The organism is Sphingomonas sp. PEI4 (assembly GCF_056679955.1).
Window position 1 is genome coordinate 1,355,601 of sequence record NZ_CM155258.1, and the last position, 23,788, is coordinate 1,379,388.

22 protein-coding genes and 1 pseudogene are annotated in these 23,788 nt (G+C 66.7%); 4 read left to right on the top strand and 19 right to left on the bottom strand.

The features are described 5' to 3' along the window. Positions 1-160: 160 nt before the first annotated feature. The 18 genes from ftsZ to AC1MLZ_RS06175 form a co-directional block, all read right to left on the bottom strand. On the bottom strand, positions 161-1,732 hold the full coding sequence (gene ftsZ / locus AC1MLZ_RS06090) for a cell division protein FtsZ (RefSeq protein ID WP_480960858.1): 1,572 nt from the start codon (positions 1,730-1,732) through the stop codon (positions 161-163). 114 nt (positions 1,733-1,846) lie between these two features. Beyond that, positions 1,847-3,109: a cell division protein FtsA gene (gene ftsA / locus AC1MLZ_RS06095; RefSeq protein WP_307083686.1), complete on the bottom strand. Its 1,263-nt coding sequence runs from the start codon at positions 3,107-3,109 to the stop codon at positions 1,847-1,849. A 1-nt stretch (position 3,110) separates the two neighbouring features. After that, complete coding sequence (locus AC1MLZ_RS06100; protein ID WP_480960859.1) at positions 3,111-4,085, bottom strand: cell division protein FtsQ/DivIB; 975 nt, start codon at positions 4,083-4,085, stop codon at positions 3,111-3,113. Further along, positions 4,082-5,020 carry a D-alanine--D-alanine ligase gene (locus AC1MLZ_RS06105; protein WP_480960860.1) on the bottom strand — a complete coding sequence of 313 codons (939 nt, stop codon included), beginning with the start codon at positions 5,018-5,020 and terminating at the stop codon, positions 4,082-4,084. The genes AC1MLZ_RS06100 and AC1MLZ_RS06105 overlap by 4 nt, the downstream gene beginning before the upstream one ends. Beyond that, positions 5,017-5,988 carry a UDP-N-acetylmuramate dehydrogenase gene (gene murB, locus AC1MLZ_RS06110; RefSeq protein ID WP_480961474.1) on the bottom strand — a complete coding sequence of 324 codons (972 nt, stop codon included), beginning with the start codon at positions 5,986-5,988 and terminating at the stop codon, positions 5,017-5,019. Before murB ends, AC1MLZ_RS06105 begins: the two co-directional genes overlap by 4 nt. Positions 5,989-6,056: 68 nt before the next feature. Beyond that, positions 6,057-7,475, bottom strand: a complete 1,419-nt coding sequence (murC, locus tag AC1MLZ_RS06115) for a UDP-N-acetylmuramate--L-alanine ligase (RefSeq protein ID WP_480960861.1) — start codon at positions 7,473-7,475, stop codon at positions 6,057-6,059. Further along, positions 7,472-8,614, bottom strand: coding sequence for an undecaprenyldiphospho-muramoylpentapeptide beta-N-acetylglucosaminyltransferase (murG, locus tag AC1MLZ_RS06120; protein WP_480960862.1), 1,143 nt, complete (start codon positions 8,612-8,614; stop codon positions 7,472-7,474). Before murG ends, murC begins: the two co-directional genes overlap by 4 nt. Continuing rightward, positions 8,611-9,792 carry an FtsW/RodA/SpoVE family cell cycle protein gene (locus AC1MLZ_RS06125; RefSeq protein WP_480961475.1) on the bottom strand — a complete coding sequence of 394 codons (1,182 nt, stop codon included), beginning with the start codon at positions 9,790-9,792 and terminating at the stop codon, positions 8,611-8,613. The genes murG and AC1MLZ_RS06125 overlap by 4 nt, the downstream gene beginning before the upstream one ends. Positions 9,793-9,863: 71 nt before the next feature. After that, on the bottom strand, positions 9,864-11,240 hold the full coding sequence (gene murD, locus AC1MLZ_RS06130) for a UDP-N-acetylmuramoyl-L-alanine--D-glutamate ligase (RefSeq protein ID WP_480960863.1): 1,377 nt from the start codon (positions 11,238-11,240) through the stop codon (positions 9,864-9,866). Further along, entirely contained in the window at positions 11,237-12,307 is a 1,071-nt protein-coding gene (gene mraY / locus AC1MLZ_RS06135; protein WP_480960864.1) for a phospho-N-acetylmuramoyl-pentapeptide-transferase, read from the bottom strand. Before mraY ends, murD begins: the two co-directional genes overlap by 4 nt. Further along, positions 12,308-13,699: a UDP-N-acetylmuramoyl-tripeptide--D-alanyl-D-alanine ligase gene (locus AC1MLZ_RS06140; protein ID WP_480960865.1), complete on the bottom strand. Its 1,392-nt coding sequence runs from the start codon at positions 13,697-13,699 to the stop codon at positions 12,308-12,310. It abuts the gene before it with no gap. Between the two features lie 133 nt (positions 13,700-13,832). Then, positions 13,833-15,248: a UDP-N-acetylmuramoyl-L-alanyl-D-glutamate--2,6-diaminopimelate ligase gene (locus AC1MLZ_RS06145; protein WP_480960866.1), complete on the bottom strand. Its 1,416-nt coding sequence runs from the start codon at positions 15,246-15,248 to the stop codon at positions 13,833-13,835. Positions 15,249-15,258: 10 nt separating this feature from the next. Continuing rightward, entirely contained in the window at positions 15,259-16,977 is a 1,719-nt protein-coding gene (locus AC1MLZ_RS06150; RefSeq protein WP_480960867.1) for a peptidoglycan D,D-transpeptidase FtsI family protein, read from the bottom strand. After that, complete coding sequence (locus AC1MLZ_RS06155; protein ID WP_480960868.1) at positions 16,974-17,663, bottom strand: hypothetical protein; 690 nt, start codon at positions 17,661-17,663, stop codon at positions 16,974-16,976. Before AC1MLZ_RS06155 ends, AC1MLZ_RS06150 begins: the two co-directional genes overlap by 4 nt. After that, on the bottom strand, positions 17,660-18,610 hold the full coding sequence (rsmH, locus tag AC1MLZ_RS06160) for a 16S rRNA (cytosine(1402)-N(4))-methyltransferase RsmH (protein ID WP_480960869.1): 951 nt from the start codon (positions 18,608-18,610) through the stop codon (positions 17,660-17,662). Before rsmH ends, AC1MLZ_RS06155 begins: the two co-directional genes overlap by 4 nt. Beyond that, entirely contained in the window at positions 18,607-19,107 is a 501-nt protein-coding gene (locus tag AC1MLZ_RS06165) for a division/cell wall cluster transcriptional repressor MraZ (protein ID WP_480960870.1), read from the bottom strand. Before AC1MLZ_RS06165 ends, rsmH begins: the two co-directional genes overlap by 4 nt. 457 nt (positions 19,108-19,564) lie before the next feature. Continuing rightward, a complete protein-coding gene (locus AC1MLZ_RS06170; RefSeq protein WP_480960871.1) occupies positions 19,565-19,834 on the bottom strand; it encodes a hypothetical protein in 270 nt (89 codons plus the stop codon). Between the two features lie 59 nt (positions 19,835-19,893). Continuing rightward, positions 19,894-20,862: a cysteine synthase A gene (locus AC1MLZ_RS06175; protein WP_480960872.1), complete on the bottom strand. Its 969-nt coding sequence runs from the start codon at positions 20,860-20,862 to the stop codon at positions 19,894-19,896. Between the two features lie 161 nt (positions 20,863-21,023). Between AC1MLZ_RS06175 and AC1MLZ_RS06180 the strand changes: the two genes are divergently transcribed. The 4 genes from AC1MLZ_RS06180 (at position 21,024) to aat (ending at position 23,322) form a co-directional block, all read left to right on the top strand. Then, positions 21,024-21,239, top strand: coding sequence for a hypothetical protein (locus tag AC1MLZ_RS06180; protein ID WP_480960873.1), 216 nt, complete (start codon positions 21,024-21,026; stop codon positions 21,237-21,239). Between the two features lie 143 nt (positions 21,240-21,382). Then, positions 21,383-21,766, top strand: coding sequence for a hypothetical protein (locus tag AC1MLZ_RS06185; protein ID WP_480960874.1), 384 nt, complete (start codon positions 21,383-21,385; stop codon positions 21,764-21,766). A 108-nt stretch (positions 21,767-21,874) separates the two neighbouring features. Continuing rightward, positions 21,875-22,597, top strand: coding sequence for a ParA family protein (locus tag AC1MLZ_RS06190; RefSeq protein ID WP_480960875.1), 723 nt, complete (start codon positions 21,875-21,877; stop codon positions 22,595-22,597). Between the two features lie 56 nt (positions 22,598-22,653). Next, a complete protein-coding gene (aat, locus tag AC1MLZ_RS06195; protein ID WP_480961476.1) occupies positions 22,654-23,322 on the top strand; it encodes a leucyl/phenylalanyl-tRNA--protein transferase in 669 nt (222 codons plus the stop codon). Positions 23,323-23,357: 35 nt separating this feature from the next. On the opposite strand, the pseudogene AC1MLZ_RS06200 reads toward aat, so the two are convergent. Beyond that, positions 23,358-23,786, bottom strand: a pseudogene (locus AC1MLZ_RS06200) (DUF2155 domain-containing protein); the annotation flags it as partial. Positions 23,787-23,788: the final 2 nt, after the last annotated feature.

Genomic DNA, 23,788 nt, shown 5'->3' on the forward strand with positions numbered 1-23,788 from the left:
ATAGTTGCGCGTGATAGCGTTGCTTGGCGTGCCCTCACCCTTCGCAGCCTCTGGCGGCTCTCCCTCTCCCGGTGGGAGAGGGGGTCCCACGACCGCTTGGCCGTGGGAGAGGTGAGGACTAGCTTAGGCAAGGTATTGATAAGCCGAGACGATTTCCCGCTTACTGGTTGTTCTGACGATGCAGGAAGCGGGGGATGTCGAGCGGGTCTTGGGGAGCCGCCTCGCCGTCTTCCTTCGCAGCACCGCGTGCCGCGTTCGACATGCGCTCGAACAGCGTACCGCCAAGCTTCACGCGTGGTGCAGCGGGAACCGCCTCGGGGGCAGCCTCGGCACCCGGAGCGAGCCAGCGGCGACGTGCGCCACCTTCGTCCGCAGCGGGGGTCGGCACGGGAGTCGCAGGCGCTATCGGTGCGCGAGCCGGCGGCACGGTCGATGCCGAAGCCGGGCGCGCGATCGGACCGCGACCGTAAGGCTCGTCGGCATAGGTACGCGGCGCAGGGGCCGGCGGCGGGGCGGGCGCGGCCGGAGCAGCCTGCGGCACGATCGTCTCGGCACCGAGCACCAGCTCGTCATCCGACTTGGATGACGACGGCTCGACTTCCGACGAGGCGTTCAGGTCGAGCGGCTCTTCGTCAGCGGACGAAGCAGCGGGCGCGGCCGACGAAGCGGCAGGCTCGCTCGGACGGAACGAGGTGTTCTCGTCGGTCTTGCGCGATCCGAAGCTGAACGAACGTGTCGGCTCAGGCGCAACCTCGGGCGGGCGCGCATCGGCGTCGATCCCGGTCGCGACGACCGAGACGCGGATCTTGCCTTCCAGCTCCTGGTTGAACGCCGAACCCCAGATGATGTTCGCGTCGGGATCGACCAGGTCGCGAATGTGATTCGCGGCTTCGTCGACTTCGAGCAGGCGCATGTCGTCGCCGCCGGTGATCGAGATGATGACCCCCTTCGCGCCGCGCATGCTGACGCCTTCGAGCAGTGGGTTCGAGATCGCCTTCTGCGCAGCCTCCAGCGCGCGGTTGTCGCCGCTCGCCTCGCCCGTACCCATCATCGCCTTGCCCATCTCCTGCATCACCGAGCGGACGTCGGCGAAATCGAGGTTGATGAGGCCCGGCATCACCATCAAGTCGGTGATGCTGCGGACGCCCTGCTGGAGCACCTCGTCCGCCATCGTGAACGCTTCCTTGAAGGTCGTGTTCGCGTTGGCGATGAGGAACAGATTCTGGTTCGGGATAACGATCAGCGTGTCGACATACTTCTGCAGCTCGTCGATGCCGCCCTCGGCCGACTTGGCGCGACGGTTACCCTCGAATGCGAACGGCTTGGTCACGACGCCGACGGTCAGGATGCCCATGTCGCGCGCCGCCTTGGCGATGACCGGCGCCGCGCCCGTGCCCGTGCCGCCGCCCATGCCGGCGGTGATGAAGCACATGTGCGCGCCTTCGAGCATCTTGGCGAGCTGGTCGATCGTCTCTTCCGCGGCCGCGCGACCGATCTCGGGACGCGAGCCGGCGCCGAGACCCTGCGTGATCTTGGTGCCCAGCTGGATCCGCTGCGGTGCGGTCGACTGCTTCAACGCCTGCGCGTCGGTGTTCGCCACGAGGAAGTCGACGCCCTGGACGTCAGCCCGCATCATGTTGGCGATCGCGTTGCCGCCCGCGCCGCCGACGCCGATCACCGCGATGCGGGGGGCCAGATCGTCCACTTCGGGACTAAGGAATTCGATGCTCATCGCCGTTCTCCGCACAACCCGGTAGATACGCTACGGCCGGGCCCCTGATTAATTCTGTGTGCACCAACGTCACGGCCTGTTCCAGCCGAAATAACGCCAGCACCCTCGAAACTCTTAATAATTCGCGCGCGCCGCCTGAATCAACTTGCGGACCATGCCCATTCCCTTTGGCCGGTGCACCGTCGTCCGCTGCGGCGCGAGCCCGCGAAGGTCGATCGGATTGGTCGCCGCGTAGAAGGCCAATCCCGCTAGCGTCGCGAAGGCCGGTCCGCCATGCGCTTCGGGCAATGCGGTCAGCCCGCGCGGTCGGCCGATCCGCACCGACCGTCCGAGCGCCTGTTGCGCATAGTCGGCGATGCCCTTCAGCTCGGCACCACCACCGGTCAGCACGACCTGACGCCCGACCGGCCCCTCGAACTTCAGCTTGGTGAGCGCGTTGCGCACCTCGCCCATCTGATGCTCCAGCCGCTGGCGGATCACGCCGATCAGCTGCGCCTTGGTGATCTGAGCCCCCTCGCCCGCGCCGTCCTCGGCGGATATCGGCATGACCGGGATCATGTCGTGATTATCGCGCGGCGATGCGTTGGCCGATCCATGGAAGCACTTCATCCGCTCGGCATTCTGCCGCCGCGTGCCGAACGCGCTGGCGATGTCGTCGGTAATGTCCTGCGCGCCGATCGGAATCGAGGTCAGCCCGACCAGCATGCCGCCTGCAAACAACGACACGTTGGTGATCCCCGCTCCCATCTCGACCAGCGCGACGCCAAGCTCGCGCTCCTCGTCGCTGAGGCAGGCGAGGCCCGTCGCGACCGGCGAGGCGATGATCGACTTCACTTCGAGATGTGCCGATCGCACGCACAAATCGAGGTTGCGCACCGGCGAACCGTCCGCGGCGACGACGTGGATGTGGACGCCGAGGCGATCGGCATGCAGCCCGAGCGGCGTCTTCACGCCCGTAAGCCCATCGAGCGTATAGAGCGCGGGTTGCGCGTGCAGCACCATGCGGCCCTGCGGATCGATCGAGTTGCGCCCGGCGGCCAGCAAGGCATCGATGTCCTGCTGCTCGACCCGGTGGCCGCCAAGTTCGAACTCGACTTCGGCGACATCGGACACGAGTCCGCCGGCCGAGAAGCCGACCCAGACATTCTCGATGTTGATCCCGGCGATCCGCTCGGCCTGTTCGACCGCCTCGCGTACCGCCGCCTCGGTCGTCGCCATGTCGGCGATATAGCCGCGCTTGACGCCGCGGCTCTCGCGCTGGCCGGTGCCGAGCACGATCAGTTCGCCCCCGTCACCCTTTTGCGCGATCATCGCCGATACCTTCGACGACCCGATATCGAGCGCCGTGATCAGCCCTTCCGGTGCCACCTTTGCCATGTCATCCCTCCCCGCCCGTTACGTTCGCGCCCGCCGTTTGCGACGGGGTATTCGTTGTCTCGCCAGTCGCCGGCGCGCTCGCCCCCACGCTGGCAGGAGCCGGCACGTCGACGCTGTGGGCCAGGCTCGCGCCAGGCTTGCGCGCGACCAGCTTGGTCGGATCGCGCATGTCGAACCTGATCCAGCCGCGCCCCAGCAACGGCCGCGCCCCATCCAGTTCGGCGAACTTCACCAGCGCTCGAGGAGCTCCGTCTTCGGGCAGCGCCAACGTCTCGCCGCTCTCGAACGTCAGATCCCAGCGTCGATTGCCGACCCAGGTCGCCGCCTTCACGCGCGGCTTCAGCGCAGGCGCGGCGGCGAGCAGAATCTGGTACGACGCCTCCTGCCGATCCGCGCCCGGCCCGATCACCAGCGGCAGATTCGGGATCGCCTCGGGCTGGACCGGCTCCAGCAGCACGCCCGACGAATCGATCAGCGTCAGCTGGCCATTGTCCTGCCACACCGCCGCGGGCGTCCGCTCGACGATATCGACGAGCAACGTGTTGGGCAGCCGCCGCGACACGTGCGCGTCCGCGATCCAGCCATAGCGCAGCAGTTTCTGCCGCACCGCCTCCAAGTCGACCGACAGCATCGACGTCTGGTTCTGCTTGTCCTCCAGCGCGACCGCATAGACCGACATCCGGTCCATCCGCTTGAGGCCGGTCACCTCGATCTGCTCGACCTTGAAACCCGCGCGCCCGGCACCCTCGGCCATCGCCGCGCCGATCATCCCGGGAATACCGACCCACGTCGCCGCCGCGATTGCCACCGCACCGCCCGCGCCGAGGATAGACCACGTCGCGAGTTTGCGCAGCGTATCCTCGCTGACTGGGAGCATCCCGACCAGCCGGTCCATCACCGACACCTTCTTGACCGCAACCTTCCGCCGCGGGGCGGGCCGCTTGGGCGGCGGTCCGCGCTTGATCGTGCGGCTCATGGGGAAGGGTTGTCCGCGATCGCCTCGTCGACGATTGCCTGCACGAGTTCGGCATAGCTCATACCGATATGCCGCGCCTGTTCGGGGACTAGGCTCAGCGGAGTCATCCCCGGCTGCGTGTTCACTTCGAGCAGGAACAGCCCGTCGACGCCGCGCTCGTCATCCCAGCGGAAGTCCGACCGCGACGCGCCCTTGCAGCCGAGCAACCGATGCGCTTCGAGCGCAAGGCTCTTGCAGGCGTCGGTGATCTCGTCGGGAATCTCCGCCGGGCAGACGTGCACCGTCATCCCATCGGTGTATTTCGCGTCGTAGTCATACCAGCCGCTCTTGGGCTTCAACTCGGTCACGCCGAGCGCCTTCCCCCCAAGCACCGCGGTCGTCAGCTCGCGCCCACGGATATAAGGCTCGGCAAGCAGCTCCTCGAACTCGCCCCAAGGCCCGACGCTGTCCCGCGCGATCGGATTGCCGTAATTGCCGCTATCGGTAACGATCGCCACGCCCACCGAGGAGCCCTCGTTGACCGGCTTCAGCACATACGGCCGCGCCATCGGATCGCTCTCGAACAGGTCCGCGGACTTGACGATCCGGCCGCCCGGCATCGGGATACCGGCGGGCACGAGCAGCAGCTTGGTGAGAACCTTGTCGATAGCGATGACCGATGTCGCCAGCCCCGAATGCGTGTACCGCAGGCCCATCAGGTCGAGCAGCCCCTGCACCGAGCCATCCTCGCCGGGGGTGCCGTGCAGCGCGTTGAACACGAGGTCGGGCTTCGCCCCGGCGAGCTTGGTGGCAACGTCGCGCCCCATGTCGATCCGCGTGACCCGGTGCCCCAGCGACTCCAGCGCATCCGCACAGCCATTCCCTGACATCAGCGAAACCTCCCGCTCCGCCGACCAGCCACCCATAAGTACCGCGATGTGAAGGGCCGCGCTCATAGCCCTCTCCCCTGCGGGGAGAGGGTTGGGTGAGGGGCAGTTCCAGACGTAGCATCGCTTGGCAGCCCCTCACCCCGACCCTCTCCCCGCAGGGGAGAGGGAGCAGCAATGCCAACCCGCTGGATTTCCCACTCCAACGTCACGCCTGAATGCGCCTTCACCTTGTCCCGTACCTCTTCACCCAGCGCCTCGATCTCCGCGCTCGACGCGGACCCGAGGTTCAGCAGGAAATTACAATGCTTCTCGCTGACCTGCGCATCGCCGCGAGTCAGCCCCCGACACCCGGCCGCGTCGATCAACGCCCAGGCCTTGTGCCCCTCGGGATTCTTGAACGTCGACCCACCGGTGCGCGACCGCAAAGGCTGCGAAGCCTCACGCTCGGCCGCGATCCGGTCCATCTCCGCACCGATCACCGCAGGCTCGCCGGGGGTTCCGGAGAACACCGCCTCGACCACCACCGCGCCCACTGGCAGGTCCGAATGACGATAGGTGAAACCAAGCTTTTCGGCAGGCCAGACTTCGACCGAACCCTCGCGCGTGACGACGGTAGCCTCGACCAGAATGTCGCTGACATCCCGCCCATAAGCGCCAGCGTTCATACGAACCGCGCCGCCCACAGTCCCCGGAATCCCACGCAGAAACTCGAGCCCGGCAATCCCCGCATCACGTGCGGCACTAGCGACGGTAATTCCCATCGCTCCGGCGCCAGCCCGAACGCGGCCGTCCTGCACCGAAACCTTCGCCATAGCTTTCGGAAGCCGTACCACCACGCCTGGCACGCCGCCGTCGCGAACGATCAGGTTCGAGCCGACTCCCACCGGGAGCACCGGCGTGGAAGGATCGAGCCCCTTCAACAACTCCGCCAGATCCTCGACATCCGCAGGCCGCACGAGCCACTCAGCTGCGCCGCCGGTCCGAAACCAGATAAAGTCCCCAAGCGAGCCACCGGCCTCGACGCTCCCCCTGATGTTCTCCCGCGAAGGCGGGAGCCCAGTCTGGGTCCCCGCCTTCGCGGGGAAACAAGGTGCCGCAGAACTCACGCCAGCACCTTGGCGCGCTCAGCGGCAATCGCGTCAGCCAGCCCCGCAGCCCACTTGGTAATGTCACCCGCGCCGAGGCAAACAACCATGTCATCCGCCTCGATCGTCGTCGCCAGTTCGACCGCCAACGCATCCGCATTCGCGACCACACCCGCAAACCGGTGCCCCCGCCGCTTCAACCCCTCGACTAAAGCTTCGGCATCGACGCCCTCAACGGGCGCCTCACCCGCCGCATAGACCGGCGTCACCAACACCCGGTCCGCATCGTTGAACGCCGTCTGGAAATCCTCCATCAGATTGCCCAATCGCGAATAGCGATGCGGCTGCACGACCGCGATCACGCGACCCTTCACGCCCTCACGCGCCGCCGCCAGCACGGCCCGGATCTCGACCGGGTGATGGCCGTAATCGTCGATGATCGTGACACCGTCGACTTCGCCGACCTTGGTGAACCGCCGCTTCACGCCGCCGAACTTGGCAAATCCCTGCTGGATCGTCGCGTCCGCAATCCCGAGCTCCAGCGCCACGCCGATCGCCGCCAGCGCGTTCTGGACGTTATGTCGCCCAGGCATCGGCATCTCGATCCCGTGAATCGTCCGCGTCGCGCCATCGCGCTCGCGCACCACGCAGTCGAACCGGTTGCCGCCCGGGATAGGCGTGACTTCAACGCCGCGCACATCCGCCTGCGCCGAGAAACCGTACGTCACCACGCGACGATCGCGCACCCGAGGCAGGATTCCCTGCACCTCCGGATGATCGAGACACAGCAACGCCGCGCCATAGAACGGCACGTTCTCGACGAACTCGACGAACGCATCCTTCACAGCCTCGAACGAGCCGTAATGATCGAGATGCTCGGGATCGATGTTGGTAACCACCGCGATCGTCCCGTCGAGCCGCAGGAAGCTGCCGTCGCTCTCGTCCGCCTCCACGACCATCCAGTCGCTCGCACCCAGCCGCGCGTTCGAGCCGTACGAGTTGATGATCCCGCCATTGATGACCGTAGGATCGACCCCGCCCGCGTCGAGCAACGCGGCCACCATCGACGTCGTCGTCGTCTTCCCATGCGTGCCGGCAATGGCAACGGTAGACTTCAGCCGCATCAGTTCGGCCAGCATTTCCGCACGCCGCACCACCGGCACACGCGCGTTCAACGCCGCCTCGACCTCCGGGTTCGAGCGCACGATCGCGGTCGACACGACCACCACCGCGGCATCGCCGATGTTCGACGCGACATGGCCGATCGCCACCGGAATGCCCTTGTCGCGCAATCCCTGCACGACATAGCCCTCGGCCACGTCCGACCCCTGCACGCGGTAGCCGAGGTTCTTCATCACCTCGGCGATGCCCGACATGCCGATCCCGCCGATCCCGACGAAGTGGATCGTGCCGATGTCCGTCGCGACGCCCTTCATGCGAACTGCGCCTTTGGCTTGGAGGGCGCACCGATCGGCAGGCGGATCACCGGCGCGTCAAGGCTCTCGACCAGATCGGCCAGATCGCTCGCCGCATTCGGCCGCCCGCAACTCCGCGCACGCCCCGCCGCATTCTGCAACGCCGCCGGATCGAGCCCGAGTTTCTGCATCTGCTTGGCCAGTTCCACTGCGGTAAAGTCTCCCTGCGCGATCGTCCGCGCGCCGCCCGCCCGCGTGATCTCGCGCGCGTTCACCGTCTGGTGATCGTCGGTCGCGCCCGGCAACGGCACCAAAATCGCTGGCCGTCCCGCTGCGGTCAGTTCAGAAATCGTCGACGCCCCTGCGCGTGCGATCACAAGATGCGCCCACGCCAGTTGCTCGGGCATATCGGGCAGGTACGTCGCGAGTTCAGCCGGAATCTGATGCTCGGCGTACTTGGCGCGCACCGCATCGATATCCTCGATCCGCGCCTGATGCGTCACCTGCAACCGCCGCCGGAACGTCACGGGGAGCATCGCCAACCCATCGGGCACGACCTGCGACAGGATGCTCGCCCCCTGGCTCCCGCCTGTCACGAGCACGCGGAAAATCCCGTCCTCCTCCAGCAGCGGATACGGCCGCGCGCGCAACGCCAGCACCGCCTCGCGCACCGGGTTGCCGACCAGATGCGTCTTCCCCAGCAGCTTCGGCGCGAGGCGCTCGGTCGGCTCGGATGACGTCGCGATCGCATCGACGCGTCCCGCGACAAAGCGGTTCACCCGCCCCAGCACAGCATTCTGCTCATGCACAGCCGTCGGGATCTTGTCCGCGAACGCCGCCAGCAACGCCGGCAAAGCAGGATACCCCCCAAAGCCGATCACCGCGGCGGGCTTGAACGTCCGGTATAGTTCGCGCGCCATCGCCCGCCCGCGCCACATCTCCTGCGCGGCCTTCGCCCAGCCGAGCGGCCCGCCGGTAAAGCGTCCAGCCGGCAGGACATGCGTCTGAATATCCTCGAACAATCCCGGAAAGCGCACGCCGCGCGCATCGCTGACCAGCGCGACACGGTGGCCGCGTTTGGTCAACTCGGCCGCAAGCGCTGCTGCCGGGACCATGTGTCCCCCGGTTCCACCGGCTGCGAGGACGTAATGCTTACTCATTCACCACTCCAGCGGACGACATAGGGGCTCCGCGTGAGAAACGGATTGCGCCGGGTAAACGCCAGCAGCAACCCCATGCCGACCGACAACGCGATCATCGACGAGCCGCCATAGCTGATGAACGGCAGCGTCATACCCTTAGATGGTGCGAGGCCGGTGTTAACCGCCATGCTCACCAGAGCCTGCGCCCCGAACTGCGTCGCAAGCCCGGCAGAGGCCAACAGCTTGAATTCGTCCTGCTCGTCCAGCAGTTTAACGAACACCCGGACAACAATCGCAAGGAAGATCACCGCGATCACCGAACACGCGATCAGCCCGAATTCCTCGCCGATCACCGAGAAAATGTAATCGGTATGCGCCTCAGGCAGCCCGAACTTTGCCGCCCCCGCGCCTGGCCCGGTGCCGGTCCAGCCGCCTGCGGTCAGCGTGCTATGCGCGGCATTCGTCTGGAAATGGTCCGACGCACCCTCGCCCTCGACGCCCGGAAACAGGAACGCGTCGATCCGCGACCGTGCCACGCCATAGAATATATAGGCGGCGACCAGCCCGGCCGGCGCGAGCGCCACGAGCCCGACGAGTATCCGCACGGGCGTCCCCGCGATCATCAGCAGCGCCAGCCATACCGAGCAGAAAATGATCGTCTGGCCGAAATCGGGTTGCAGCATCAACAGCACCGCGACCAGCGCGGTCATCGCACCCGTAATCAGCACGGTCGGCAGCTCGGCATCTTTCGCCCGCAGCGACAACAGCCACGCGACGGTGACGATGAACAGCGGCTTCAGGAACTCGGAAGGCTGGAACTGCGCGAACCCGACGCCGAGCCAGCGCCGCGCGCCATTGGCTTCGACCCCGATGAACGGCGTCACCATCAGCATCAGCACGAACAGCGCGCACCCGCCGATCGCCATCCGCCGCGCCATCGCGACGGGCATCATCGATACGCCGAACAGCACCGGCAACGACACGCCCACCCACATCAGCTGCCGCCAGAAATAATAGAGCGGCGCGATCTTGTGATGCTCGCCCGAATAGCGGACCGCACTCGCCGGCGACGCCGCCGCCACCGCGATCAGGCCGATCGCAATCAGGAACAGCGTCAGCAGCAGCAGCATCCGGTCGATATCCCAGAACCACGTACCAAGCGGCGACTGATCGCCCCGCCCGCCGCGCCGCTTCATCTTGGCGACGATCCCGTTCTTCTGCCCGGACATATCGCCCGCCATATCGATCGTCCCCGCTCGCATATCGGTCATGCCAGCGACTCCACTGCCACGCGGAACGCCGCCCCGCGTGCTTCGTAATCGCGAAACTGATCGAAGCTAGCACAGGCGGGCGATAACAACACCGTGTCGCCGGGAGACGCGTTGGCGGCGGCGCTGCGGATCGCTGCGTCGAGCGTGCCGACATTCTCGACGGGCATGGAGTCTTTCAGGATTTCGGCGAACCTCGGCCCCGCCTCGCCGATGGTGTAGGCGTGGACGACGTGACCGAACGCCGGCTTGCACGCGTCGAGGTCATCCCCTTTCGCGCGGCCGCCGACGATCCAGTGGACCCGGGCGAACGCAGCCAAAGCCGGCGCGGTGCTCTCCGGATTGGTCGCCTTGCTGTCGTCGACATAGGCCACGCCGCCGTACGAGGCGATCTGCTGCATGCGGTGCGGCAGGCCCGTGAAGCTGGTGAGGCCACGGTCTATATCGACCTCGCTCACGCCCAGCGCCTTAACGACCGCGATCGCTGCGAGCGCGTTCTGCGCGTTATGCGGGCCCTGCAACGTCGGCCAGTTGCTCTGATCCATGCAGACGCCCGGCGCGATCTTGGTAAGGTGCTCGCCCTTCGCCGACAGTCCGCGCGCGATCAACGCGGACGGTGCATCGCCGATCCCGATGACCGCGTCATGCCCGGCCGACTGCATCGCGAACAGCCGCGCCTTGGACGCCGCATAGCCTTCGAAGCCGTCGTAGCGATCGAGATGATCCGGCGTGATGTTGAGCAGCACCGCGACGTCGCAATCGAGCGTCTGCGTCAGGTCGATCTGGTAGCTCGACAGCTCGAGCACGTAGACGCCGCCCTCGGGGAGCGGTTGCTGTTCGAGGATCGGGAGGCCGATGTTGCCGCCCATCAGCGTCGGGACACCGGCGGTCTTGAGGATGTGATGCACCAGAGCGGTGGTGGTCGACTTGCCGTTGGTGCCGGTGATGCCGACCACCTTGTGGGGGGGGAGGTCTGCGCGGGCCTGCGCGAAGAGTTCGATGTCGCCGACGATGGGCACACCGGCCTCGCGGGCGGTTGCGGCGAGCGGGTGCATGTTGAGGGGCACGCCCGGCGACACGACCAAAGCGTCGAACCCCGAGAGATCATCCAACGGCGCGACTTCTAAAAGCCCTCTCCCCGCCGGGGAGAGGGTTGGGTGAGGGGCAGTTCCAGGCGCAGCACTGCTAGGCAGCCCCTCACCCCAACCCTCTCCCCGAGGGGGAGAGAGAGCAAAGACGTCGCGCTTTGCCTCGTCAGAGTCCCACGCGACGACCTGCGCTCCGCCAGCAACAAGCGCCCGCACAGTCGCAGCCCCAGACCGCGCCAACCCCAGCACCGCATAGCGTTTCCCGCGCCAGGCCTTCGCGATAATCACCGCAGCTTCAACGTCGAAAGGCCGACCAGCGCCAGCACCAACGCGATGATCCAGAAGCGGATCACGACGGTCGCCTCGGCCCAGCCGAGCTGTTCGAAATGATGGTGGATCGGCGCCATCCGGAACACGCGCTTGCCGGTGCGCTTGTAGAAGAACACCTGGATGATCACCGACAGCGCTTCGATCACGAACAGCCCGCCGATGATCCCCAGCACGATCTCGTGATGTGCGACGACCGCGATCGTCCCGAGCGCGCCGCCGAGCGCGAGGCTCCCCGTATCGCCCATGAACACCGCCGCCGGTGGCGCATTGAACCACAGGAACGCGAGCCCCGCGCCGACGATCGCCCCGCAGAAGATCGCAAGCTCACCAGCACGCGCCACATGCGGGATACCGAGGTAATCCGCGAACTTTACGTTCCCGACCAGGTACACGATCACCATGAACGCGACGCTGGCGATGATCACCGGCATCGTCGCCAGCCCGTCGAGCCCGTCGGTGAGGTTCACGGCATTGCCGAACGACACGATCGTGAACGCCGCGAACACCGGGAAGAACCAGCCGAGGTCCAGATACATGCGCGACGTAAACGGCAGATACAGATGCGGCCCGTTCTGCGACATGATGATCGTCGCGGCGATCCCGGCGATGATGAACTCCAGCAGCAGCCGCGTGCGCCCGCTGATCCCCGCGGTGCTCGCCTTACGCACCTTGTCATAGTCGTCCATGAACCCGATCGTCCCGAAGCCGAGCGTCACGAACACGCACGCCCACACATACGGGTTGCTCAGGTCCATCCAGAGGAAGATGGCTAGGCACATCGAGGTCAGGATCATCAGCCCGCCCATCGTCGGCGTGCCGCGCTTCGACAGATGCGTCTGCGGGCCGTCGGCGCGGATCGGCTGACCCTTGCCCTGCCGCACGCGCAACCAGCCGATGAACTTCGGCCCTATGATAAGGCCGATGATCAGCGCGGTCGCGACCGCGCCGCCGGTCCGCACCGTCTGGTAACGGATGAGGTTCAACAGGCCGGGAAACCCCAGATGCTCGGCGAGCCAGTACAACATTCAGTTAATCCCGCCTTTGAGGCTAGTCTGGAGACCCGCCACGACGCGAGCGAGGCCCACCCCGTTCGATCCCTTGACGAGCACGACATCGCCCGGCGCCAGGATCGTCCGTAACGACGCGAGCGCGGCCGCAGCGTCGTCCACATGGACGGTTTCGACTTGTCCCTCAAGCACCTGCGCGAGCGGTGCCATCGCTTCACCGACCAGCAGCGCCATTTCGACCCGCGCCGCAACGATCGGTTCGGCGAGCGCGGCGTGATAATCGGCGGAGCCCTCGCCCAGCTCGCGCATCTCGCCGAGCACTGCGATATGCCGGCCGGGCTCGTGGCCGAGGACGCTGAGCGTCGCGCGCATCGAGGCGGGGTTCGCGTTATAGCTCTCGTCGATCACCAGCGCCTGCCCCTCGCCAACCGTCACCAAAGACCGCGCGCCGCGACCTTGCAAGCCACCGAGTTCGGCCAGCGCGAGCCCAGCGAGTCCGAGATCGCTCCCGGCCGCCTGGACGCACGCGAGCACGCCCAGTGCGTTCGACACCCAATGCGCACCCGGCTGTGCGATCGTAAAGCTCAGTTCGTGGTCGCCATCCTGGCCCATCCGCGCGGTGACGAACGTCCCGCCGGTCGGCAGCCGCATCGCCTCGATCGCGCGCACGTCGGCGCCCCCCTCGCTGCCGAACGTCACAATATGCGCAGCATGCGGCGCGGCGTGGCCGAGCAGACGGTCGCGGTGCGGGCTGTCGTAGGGCACGATCGCGGTCCCACCCGGTTCGAGCCATGCGAAGATCTCGCCCTTGGCGTCGGCGATCGCGCTTTCGTCGGGGAAGAACGCGGTATGCGCGGGTGCGATCGCGGTGACCATCGCGATATGCGGGCGGACGAGCTGGGTCAGCTCGGCGAGTTCGCCGGCGTGGTTCATCCCCATCTCGAACACACCGAACTTCGCGTCGCGCGGCATGCGGGCGAGGCTCAGCGGTACGCCGGTGTGATTGTTGTAGCTCTTGACCGAGCGATGCACTTCGCCGGGCGCGGCGCGGTCGAGGCAGGCGAACAGGGCTTCCTTGGCGCTGGTCTTGCCGACGGAGCCGGTGATGCCAATGATCCTGGCGGTGGAGCGCGCACGGCTGGCGCGACCGAGTGCCTGCAACGCAACGAAGCTGTCGGCGACGAGGACGTGCGGGTGGTCGCAAGCCTCGGACACGATCGCCCCCGCCGCGCCTTGTGCGAAGGCTTGGTCGAGGAAGAGATGGCCGTTGCTGGCCTCGCCCTTCATCGCGATGAAGAGATCGCCTGGGCCGACCTCGCGCGAGTCGAAGGCCACACCGGTGACGAAGAAGTCACCCGACGCCACGCCGCCCGTCGCGGCAGCGATCTCGGTGGAAGTCCAGAGACTCACTTCCCCCCCTCCCGTAAGCGGGAGGGGGTCGGGGGGTGGGCACGCGCTATCAACGAAGCGCAACGCCGGCCGAACCCGCGAGCCCACCCCCTGCCCCTCCCGCTTGCGGGAGGGGGGAAGAAGATTGCCGCCCTCATGCCGCGCACTCCCGTGCGACGGTAACATCATCGAACGGCAGGACCATGTCGCCAACGATCTGGCCCTGCTCGTGGCCCTTGCCGGCGATCAGCACGATGTCCTCCGGCCCAGCCTCGCGCACCGCTGCGGCAATTGCAGCGCGACGGTCGCCGATTTCCTCAGCCCCGCGCGCGCCCTTCAGGACGTCGCAGCGGATCGCGCGCGCGTCCTCGGTCCGGGGGTTGTCGTCGGTGACGATCACGCGGTCGGCGTGTTGCACCGCGACCTGTCCCATGGTTTCGCGCTTGCCGGTGTCGCGGTCGCCGCCGGCGCCGAACACCACGATAAGCTTGCCGCCCGCATGAGGCTTGAGAGCCGCGATAGCCGCCTCCAGCGCGTCAGGCGTATGCGCATAATCGACGTATACCGGCGCACCCGACTTCGCGATCACCGCCCGCTCCAGCCGCCCGCGCACCGGCTGCAACCGCGCAAGATTGGCGATCGCCGCGCCGATATCGCCACCCGTCGCAATCACCAGCCCGGCCGACACCAGCGCGTTCGCCGCCTGATACGCGCCGATCAGCGGTAGCGTCACCTTATACGTCTGGCCCTCGGCCTCGATCGTCAGCCCCTGCCCCAGCAAGGTCGGATCGCGTCCCACCAGCCGCAGCGTCTCACCCTGCGTCCCGACCGTCACCAGCCGGTTGCCACGTTCGCGCGCCAGATCGATCACCCGCGCTGACTGCGGATCGTCCGCCCACACAACCGCCGTGCCATCGGTCGACAGCACTTCGGAGAACAGCCGGATCTTAGCGGTGAAATATGCGGCCATGTCGCCGTGATAGTCGAGATGGTCTCGGCTGAGGTTCGTGAAGGCCGCGGCGGTCACCTTCAGACCCTCGGTCCGGTATTGCGTCAGGCCGTGGCTCGACGCCTCGAACGCCAAGTGTGTCACGCCCTCGCGCGCGAGACCGGCGACGTTCGACAGGAAGGTTACGACATCGGGCGTCGTCAGCCCGGTCGTTACCCGCTCGTCGGCCGTCGTAACCCCCAGCGTACCGATCGAGGCCGCATGGAACCCCGCCATCCGCCACAGCTGGCGGGTCATCTCGACGCACGACGTCTTCCCGTTAGTCCCGGTAATCGCCACCGAAGTATCGGGAAACGGCGCGAAGAACTTCGCCGCCAGTTGCGCGAACCGCTCGCGGGGATTGTCGTCGGCGATGTAGGTGGCGCCCTCGACCGTCAGCCCCGGCCGCGCGACCACCGCAATCGCGCCAGACCGGATCGCGTCGGCGATAAAGTCCTCGCCATTGACGCGCGCGCCTTCGAACGCGCCGAACACCGTGCCCGGCGCGACCTTGCGGTGATCGATCGCAAACCCCGTCACCTGCGCTTCTTCCGTACCGTCGGTCAGCGCTGCGAGTTTCATGCAATAGTCCTCATTGCCCGGTCGGCTGTGTACGCGACGGGTCCTGCCACAAAGTCGGCAGGATGTCAGACACGTCGATGTCGCGGTGCGCGTCGGGCACCACGCCCAGGATCGCCCCGACGCGCGAGATCGTGCGGCCCACCACCGGCGCGGTATTCCACGCCGCCGTCTTCCACCCCGAAGTTTCCTTCGTGCCAAGCGGCGAATCGAGCATCGCCAGAACGACATAGCGCGGCGCATCCATCGGGAACGCGGCAGCAAACGTCGCAACGTTGCGCGAGTGATCGTAGCCACCGGAGACCGCCGCCTCTGCGGTGCCGGTCTTGCCACCGACGCGGTAGCCCGGCGCATCGCCCTTGCGACCCGTGCCGCGCTGCACGATCAACCGCAACATCTGCCGCATCCGCGCGCTGGTCTGCTCGGTGATGACGCGACGCCCCACCGGCGCATGACCCGGCGCTACCTTCAGCAACGTCGCCGGCCGCCAGATCCCGCCATTGACCAGCGCCGCATACGCGCTCGCCAGATGCAGCGGAGTCACAGCGATGCCGTGGCCGTAGGCGGTGGTCATCGTCGTCGTCCGTGCCCAATATTTCGGCCACAAGGGACGGCCCTTCTCGCGCAGTTCGATATCGGGCTTGGTATCGAACCCCAATTTCTTGAACATCGCCTGCATCTTCGCGGGCCCGACCTCGTCCGCAACGCGCGCGGTGGCGATGTTCGACGAATAGATCAGCGTCTCCGCCATGTTGAGCCAACGCTTCGGATCGCCGCGCTCGTCGTGAATCGTGAAGCGCCCGACCTTCAGCGGATGCGTCGCATCGAACCGCCGCGCGAACGACGTCACCACGCCGGTATCCATCGCGGTCGCCATCGTGATCGGCTTGAACGTCGATCCCAACTCGAACACGCTCTGCGTCGTGATGTTGCGCAGTTCCTCGCTGCCCGACATGCCGACCCGGTTGGGATTGAAGGTCGGCAACGAGACCATCGCGATCACTTCGCCGGTCGCCACGTCGAGCACGATGCCGCCAGCGCCGCGTGCAGAGAATGTCGTCATCGCGCGACCGAGTTCGCTCTCCATCGCCGCCTGGACGCGGTTGTCGAGCGACAGCGCGACCGGCGTGCCGTTGAGCGCGGGATTGGTCAGCCGCTCGTCGAGCACGCGCTCCATCCCGCTCATGCCGTGGCCCGCGGTCGACAGGAAGCCGAGCGCATGCGCCGCCATCGTCGATTGCGGGTAGAGCCGCTGCGTATCGCGGTCGAACACGATCGCGGGCTCGCCGATCGCATTGACCTGCTCGACGAGAGCCGGCGACGCACGCCGCTGGAGATAGATGAAGTTCTTGCGCGACGTCAGCAGCGCATAATAATGCGCCTGGTCGCCCGCTTCCGGCATCAGCGCGGCGAGCTTGCTGGCGATCTCGGTCGGATCGCCGATCAGCTTTTTCGGGTGTACCGCGATCGTCCACGCGTCGATCGTTCGTGCCAGCGGAGAGCCGTTGCGATCGACGATATCGCCGCGCGCCGCGATCGCCGCGGAACGCGCCTGCGGATCGGCGAGCGATGCCTGCACCGCCAGCATCCCCAGCCGTCCGACCACCACCAGCACCGCTGCGCCGAACAGGAACATCAGCATCATCAGGCGCGTGTGCGCCGTTGCCACCAGGGCGTGACGCTGGTTGGCGCTACGTTGCTGCGAGACAGGCCGGGCGACCAAGGCGGTCACCGCCGCTTACGGCTCTCGGAGCGGGCGCCGCTCATGATGTCACCCAGTGTCGTGTCGGACAGCAGCTTCCGGTCGAGCATCGCGACCGCCTGCGGACGAACCTTCGATACGGCGGCGAGGCGTTCGGTCTTCGCGGCACGGACGAGTGCGGCCTCGGCGGAGCGTGGCGTCGAGACCGACGCGCGGATCACGACGGGCTTGAGCGCGGTCTTCGACGCAGCCTGGATCGCGACGTTCATCGCGCGCGGTGCGCTGACCTGCGCCATCTGCACCGGAGCAAGCTTCACCACGGCAGGCGCAGCGGTAACCGGCACGATCGACGTGGAGGCGACGGACCCAGCACCCGACGGCACCAGCAGCGCAGCGGTCTGGACCCCGTCCGCGCGCAGGCTGTTGACGTCGAGCGCCGCGAGCGCGGCCTCGCTCACGACGAACTGGCCGGCGGTCGGCGCCGACAGCGCCAGCGTGTCGCCGTTCCAGCGCTCGAGCTGAGCCAGATTGCCGCGCGTGTCGAACTCGGTCTCCAGCGCACGGATGTCGCGCTGCGCGGAGCGGATCTGACCATTGACCGCCTCGAGCTTCTTGCGCTCGGCGGCCACTTGCAGCGACACGAGGTAGAAACCGAGCACGACGGCCACGCAGCCCCCGAACCAGCCCACACCCTTCATCCGATACGCCGCCGTCATGTCGTCACCTCTTCCGTCCAGGGTTGCGCGGAGGTCCGCCGCGCCGTCCGTAATGTCGCCGAGCGCGCCCGCGGATTGCGTGCGATCTCGGCCTCGCCGGCGCGAACACCGCGGCCGACATGAGAAAAACTAGGTTCTGCAGCGGCTTTCACCTGCGGAAGATGACGCGAACCTGAAGGGGCGCCACCGGAACGCGTGCGGAGGAAGCGCTTCACCATCCGGTCCTCAAGGCTGTGGAAGGTAACGATCGCGAGGCGACCGCCGGGCTTCAGGACGCGTTCGGCCGCCAGCAATCCGTCGGCCAGCTCGCCCAGTTCGCGGTTCACGTGGATGCGAATCGCCTGGAACGCCCGCGTCGCGGGGTCCTTCTTGTCGTGCGCCTTGTAGCCGAGCGCGCGGCGGACGATGTGCGCCAGCTCGCCGGTCCGCGTAAGCGGGCGCGCCGCGACGATCGCACGCGCCACGCGCCGCGACTTGGGTTCGTCTCCATATTGATAGAGTACGTCGGCGATCTCGTTCTCGTCCGCTTCATTGACGAAATCCGCCGCCGACATGCCGGCCTGCGCCATCCGCATGTCGAGCGGACCATCGGACTGGAACGAAAAGCCGCGCTCGGCCTGGTCGAGCTGCATCGACGACACGCCGATATCGAGCGTCACGCCGTCGACCGGGGCAAGGCCGCGCGCTTCGAGTTCGGACGCCATTGCGGAAAAGTCGGCGGCGATCAGCGTCAGGCCCTCTTCGGCCTCCTCGATCGAACGCCCCGCAGCGATCGCATCCGGATCGCGATCGAACGCGACGATTCGCGCGCCCGACTTGAGCAGCGCCAGCGTGTAGCCGCCCGCACCGAACGTGCCGTCGACCATCGTCTCGCCGGGCTCGGGAGAAAGCGCGGCCAGAACTTCGTCGAGCAGGACGGGGATATGCGGGGCGTCAGGAGTGCTCATAGCTGAACCCCCTTCTCGGCCATGTAGAAGCGCGCCATCTCCTTGACGACGGGGGGCATGCCGTCGGTGGCGATCAGCGTCGCGGGGTCCCAGACCTCGATATAATCGAGCACGCCATAGAAGAACGCATGGCCCTTAATCCCCGCATAGAAGCGCGAAAACGCAGGCATGATGAAGCGTCCGGAGCCGTCGAACGGCACCGCTTCGCCCGACGCGGCGGCGCGCTTGATGTTGTAGTCGTACTCGCCGTTCTCGGACGTGTTCTCGGATTCGCGACGGTCGAGGCGCTCGGCAAGGATATCGACGTAACCCGGATCATACGCGACCAGGCAGCGATTCTTCTGATGCGCGCCGATGATGATGGTCCCGCCGTCCTTGCCGTTCGCCTTGGGCGCATTTGCGGAGAGGGTGGCGCGGAGTGCCGAAGGGATGGCTACCCGGCCCTTGTCGTCGACAAGGCCGATACCGTCTCCCTGATAGCGACCCCGCACCGTCACGCCAAAACCCTTCGAAATGACGCACACATTTCACCATCTCGGAAAGCGGCCATCGCCGCGTTCCGACCGCGCTTTCAGCTAACGGTGAAAATGCCCCTGTATTAACCTCCATCTACCATAGAGCTTCGGGGACGCAACGGGATTTTTGGGGATTGGACGGATTCGACGCGGGTTTCGACGCTCAGGTTGGCCGGGATTAGCTTGCGGACTGGACGAGATCAGCAACTGCCGGTCGTCGGGACTGGGGAAATTCGGGGATGGGCCAAGAGAAGCGCTCGCCCTGCAGACGACCGATGCTGTGGATTGTCACACTGGAGAACGACGCTCTCCCCTCCCTGGAAGGGAGAGGGCGGGCGGGGTGGGCCGGCCGGTCGAGCGCGACGCAGGGTCATGCGGAAACAAAACTATGCCCGGCCCCACTCAGGTGGGGGCGAACGATGCAGCGTTATCGTGAGAATTACTGCGCGGGTGCCTGCGCGTTGGCGCTCGGCGCCACGCCCATCTCCGCGAGCGGTTCGCCCGCACCTGCAGCTTCGATAACGTTCGAAACGCCCATATTCGCAACCACGTCGGCCTTCGCAGCACCTGCAGTCGCTACCGGCCGTTCGCGATTCGTCGAAGCGATGATCGCGCTCGCGAGACCGATCAGCAGCACGACCGCGGCGAGGCCGATCATGCCGACCTTGATGCGCTGCATCGTCTGAGAGGGTTCATGGGACGGCTTCATCTTGCCCCATCTCGATACCCGACTACCGCGCGTCTGTCGATTCTCGGGAACCACGCCGCTCAAGCCAAGCCCTTCGCCTGGCGCCATTCGGGATCGTACAGCGTCGAGAGATAGCGGAAACCCGTGTCGCACAGGATCGTCGCAATCCGCTTGCCCGGCCCGAGATGCTTCGCAAGCGCCACCGCGCCAGCCACGTTGATCCCGGACGACAGCCCAAGGCACAGCCCCTCCTCGTCGAGCAGCCGACGGACCCAGGCATACCCCTCCTGATCCGAAATCCGGAACTGCGTGTCGATCGGCGCACCTTCGAGATTGGCGGTGATGCGCCCCTGCCCGATGCCTTCGGCGACCGAGGACCCTTCCGCCTTCAGTTCGCCGTGTGCGTAATAATTATACAGCGCCGCGCCATGCGGATCGCTGAGCGCGATGCACACGGCCTCGTCCTTGGCCTTCAACCCGAGCCCGACACCGGCGATCGTCCCGCCGGTTCCCGCTGCGCAAGTGAAGCCGTCGATCCGTCCGTCCATCTGTGCCCAGATCTCCTCGGCAGTACCGACGATATGCGCGCGGCGATTGGCGGTATTGTCGAACTGGTTCGCCCAGATCGCACCCGGCGTCTCCTCGGCGATCCGCCGCGACGTATGGACGAAATGGCACGGCGACGAGAATGCCGCGGCCGGCACCAGCACCAGTTCGGCGCCAAGCGCGCGCAACGTATCCATCTTCTCGCGGCTCTGCGTCTCGGGCATGACGATGATCGTCTTGTAGCCCTTGGCGTTGGCCACTAGCGCGAGCCCGATCCCGGTATTGCCCGCGGTCCCCTCGACGATCGTCCCGCCCGGCTGGAGCAATCCGCGTTGTTCCGCGTCCTCGACGATGAACAGCGCGGCACGATCCTTCACCGACGCGCCGGGGTTCGCGTATTCGCACTTGCCGAAGATATCGCAGCCGGTCGCATCGCTTGGCCCCCGGAGGCGGACGAGCGGGGTGTTGCCGATGAGGGCGAGCGTGTCAGGTGTCGTGTGCATGGCTGCTATGTGGCGCCGCGCCTCGCCCGGAGCAAGCGAGCGAAAGTTTGCAGCGTTAAACCGGCGCGCGGTCGTCGGCCTCACGACGTCGCAGGCGCGGCGACGGCATTCCATTGCACCTCGCTCTGGCCATTGCACCTCGCTCTGGAAGGAGCGATAATGTGATCTATGTTGCCCTACCGAGTCGGATGCAGGAGCAGGATACCGTGCAAAACTATCTGCGTGCCCAGGCACTCCTGAAAGAGGCTTCGGACGTCATGGATACCGTCGGCGACACGTTGATCGCGGCGCACATCGCGACGCCGTTGGCACTGGTCGAAGCCCGGCTTTATCCGCAGGACGGGCTGATGGACCGCAATCGCCCAAGCCGCGAGTGAGATACGCGCCGCCAGCGGGTATCGGAACGGCATGAGCGGGCTCACGGCTCGCCAGCAACGTCCCCCCGTTCATCGCGATCAGGCCGTAGCGTAAACCATAAGTCTTGACGCTTCATGCTGCATGCGCGAAGTCGTGGCGCACCATGAAGATCCTCCCCATGACCGCCGTCGCCGCACTGCTCGTGCTGGCCGCCTGCAACTCCAAGCCTGCCACGCCCGAAGTGTTGGATAGCAATCCCGATCCGATGGCGAATACGCTCGCCAATGCCGCGCCGGTCGAGCTGCCGCCCTCGATCAAGTCCGAGGCGACGCTGCGCTGCAAGGACAACAGCCTGCTCTTCGTGACGTTCTTCCAGGGCGACAAGCAGGCCGTGGTCCGCACCAAGAAGGACGGTCCCGCAACGACGCTCAAGTCGGACGTCGCCGGTGCGCCGAAGACGGCCGAGGGCGGCTGGTCGATGACCGGCAGCGAAACCAACGTGACGCTGACCGCGCCCGGCAAGTCCGCACAGACCTGCCACGCGTAAGTTTCCGACGTCGATGGTTTCCAAGACGGCCGGCGGATCATCCGCCGGCCGTTTTTCTTTGCACTGCGCACCCTTGCCCTCGCGGCCGCAGACCGGCACGCTAGGCTGATGGCAACCGTTGCGATCTACAGCCTCAAGGGTGGCGTCGGGAAGACGACGCTTTCGGTGAACCTGGCCTGGTGCGCCGCCACCTTGTCCGCGCGCCGCACGTTGCTCTGGGATCTCGACCCGCAGGCGGCATCGACCTGGGTGCTCGGCGGCCCCCATGGAATCGGGGGCAAGGTCGACCAGGCGCAGGCGATGTTCTCGAAGGACGTCGCGGTCGCCAGGCAGGCCCGGCCGACCGCCTACCCGCATCTCGACCTGATCGCCGCGGACGCGTCGCTGCGCGGTCTCGACCAGCTCTTCCACGAACTGGACAAGAAGAAGCGGCTCGCCAAGCTGCTGTCCGAACTCGCCGGCTACGACCGCGTGATCCTCGATTGCCCGCCGGGGCTGACCGAGACCGCGGACCAGGTGATGCGCGCCGCCGACCTGATCGTCATCCCCGTCATCCCCTCCCCCCTCTCGACCCGTGCGTACGACGCCGTCGTCCAGCACCTGAGCGGTCGCACGCCGTTGCTCCCCGTCCATGTCATGGTCGACAAGCGCCGCGCGCTCCACGCCGAGGCGGTTGCGCGCAATCCTGACTGGCCGGTCATACCGATGGCGAGCGGGATCGAGTCGATGGCGGTCAAGCGCGCGCCGGTCGGCGTGTTCGCGCCCAAGTCTGCCGCGGCGCAGGCGTTCGCAGACCTTTGGCGCCGGATCGAACACCGGTTGACGGCGTGAGCGACATCCTGGACCCCCAGCTCGTCCTCGGCGCCTATTCGGTCGGCGTGTTCCCGATGGCCGACAGCCGCGACGCCGCCAGCGTCTACTGGGTCGAGCCGCGCCGCCGCGCCGTGCTTCCGCTCGACGGGTTCCAGCTCTCCCGCTCGCTCAAGAAGACGATCGCGGCCGACCGTTTCCAGGTCACCGTCGACACCGCGTTCGAACGCATCGTGCAGCTCTGCGCCGAAAGCGTCGAGGGCCGCCCCGAGACGTGGATCAACGACGGCATCGAACGCGTCTTTCAGACGCTTCACGCAATGGGGTTCGCGCATTCGGTCGAATGCTGGGACGGCGGCAAGCTGGTCGGCGGGCTCTACGGCCTCGCGCTCGGCCGGGCGTTCTTCGGCGAGAGCATGGTCAGCCGCGCCACCGATGCCTCGAAGGTCGCGCTGGCACACCTTGTCGCACGGCTGCGGACCGGCGGATTCACGCTACTCGATTGCCAGTTCCAGACCTCGCACCTCGCCTCGCTCGGCGCGATCGAGATCGACCGGCCCGATTACGTCGCGTTGCTGGGGGCGTCGCTCGAGGGGGCACTCGGCGCCTCGGCCGCTGCGGGCGTAGCTTCGGCAGGCGACTTCCGCGCGCTCGATCGCTTGGCGGGCAAGGCCTCCGCGAGCGGCGCCGTATCCGGGCCGGTCTCCGGGAAAGTCATCGTGCAGCTCTTGGTCCACACGTCGTAGATCGGATGCTGCACCGCGTTAAGCGCGGGGCGCTCCTTGTACAGCCAGCCCGAAAACGTCCGTCGCCAATGCGTATCGACGCCGCGCACCAGAACCTGCACGAACGCGCCGGTCAGCTGCTCCTGCTCCCACGGCGCGGTCTGTTCGCACGCGCGCAGCCGCAGCACGACGTCCCCCATCCGCGTCGCCTGTCCGGGCTTGAGCGTCACGTCGTGCGTTTCGCCGTTACGCTTGTTGAGCAGGCCTAGCACGGCCACCCGTTGCGCCATCGGCGTGCCGCCATTGGCGATCGTAGCCGTACCGGTCTCGATGGTCTCGATCGACGAATTGCCCGGCTCGTCCGCGCCGGGCAGGTCCTGCTGGACCGCCGCCACCCTCGTCGCGGGCGTAGTGAGCGCGTGGTATCCGAACCAGCCGCCCACCGCCAACGCCACGACCAACACGGCCGCGGCGAGCCAGCGCATGA

Excerpts from the sequence above, each read along its gene's own strand:
- AC1MLZ_RS06105 (WP_480960860.1), bottom strand. The coding sequence starts at position 5,020 with ATGAGCGCGGCCCTTCACATCGCGGTACTTATGGGTGGCTGGTCGGCG.
- rsmH (WP_480960869.1), bottom strand. The coding sequence starts at position 18,610 with ATGAGCACTCCTGACGCCCCGCATATCCCCGTCCTGCTCGACGAAGTT.
- AC1MLZ_RS06145 (WP_480960866.1), bottom strand. The coding sequence starts at position 15,248 with ATGAAACTCGCAGCGCTGACCGACGGTACGGAAGAAGCGCAGGTGACG.
- AC1MLZ_RS06190 (WP_480960875.1), top strand. The coding sequence starts at position 21,875 with ATGGCAACCGTTGCGATCTACAGCCTCAAGGGTGGCGTCGGGAAGACG.
- murG (WP_480960862.1), bottom strand. The coding sequence starts at position 8,614 with ATGAGTAAGCATTACGTCCTCGCAGCCGGTGGAACCGGGGGACACATG.
- AC1MLZ_RS06185 (WP_480960874.1), top strand. The coding sequence starts at position 21,383 with ATGAAGATCCTCCCCATGACCGCCGTCGCCGCACTGCTCGTGCTGGCC.
- AC1MLZ_RS06125 (WP_480961475.1), bottom strand. The coding sequence starts at position 9,792 with ATGAAGCGGCGCGGCGGGCGGGGCGATCAGTCGCCGCTTGGTACGTGG.
- murC (WP_480960861.1), bottom strand. The coding sequence starts at position 7,475 with ATGAAGGGCGTCGCGACGGACATCGGCACGATCCACTTCGTCGGGATC.
- aat (WP_480961476.1), top strand. The coding sequence starts at position 22,654 with ATGGCCGACAGCCGCGACGCCGCCAGCGTCTACTGGGTCGAGCCGCGC.
- AC1MLZ_RS06175 (WP_480960872.1), bottom strand. The coding sequence starts at position 20,862 with ATGCACACGACACCTGACACGCTCGCCCTCATCGGCAACACCCCGCTC.
- ftsZ (WP_480960858.1), bottom strand. The coding sequence starts at position 1,732 with ATGAGCATCGAATTCCTTAGTCCCGAAGTGGACGATCTGGCCCCCCGC.
- mraY (WP_480960864.1), bottom strand. The coding sequence starts at position 12,307 with ATGTTGTACTGGCTCGCCGAGCATCTGGGGTTTCCCGGCCTGTTGAAC.
- AC1MLZ_RS06170 (WP_480960871.1), bottom strand. The coding sequence starts at position 19,834 with ATGAAGCCGTCCCATGAACCCTCTCAGACGATGCAGCGCATCAAGGTC.
- AC1MLZ_RS06155 (WP_480960868.1), bottom strand. The coding sequence starts at position 17,663 with ATGACGGCGGCGTATCGGATGAAGGGTGTGGGCTGGTTCGGGGGCTGC.
- AC1MLZ_RS06100 (WP_480960859.1), bottom strand. The coding sequence starts at position 4,085 with ATGAGCCGCACGATCAAGCGCGGACCGCCGCCCAAGCGGCCCGCCCCG.
- ftsA (WP_307083686.1), bottom strand. The coding sequence starts at position 3,109 with ATGGCAAAGGTGGCACCGGAAGGGCTGATCACGGCGCTCGATATCGGG.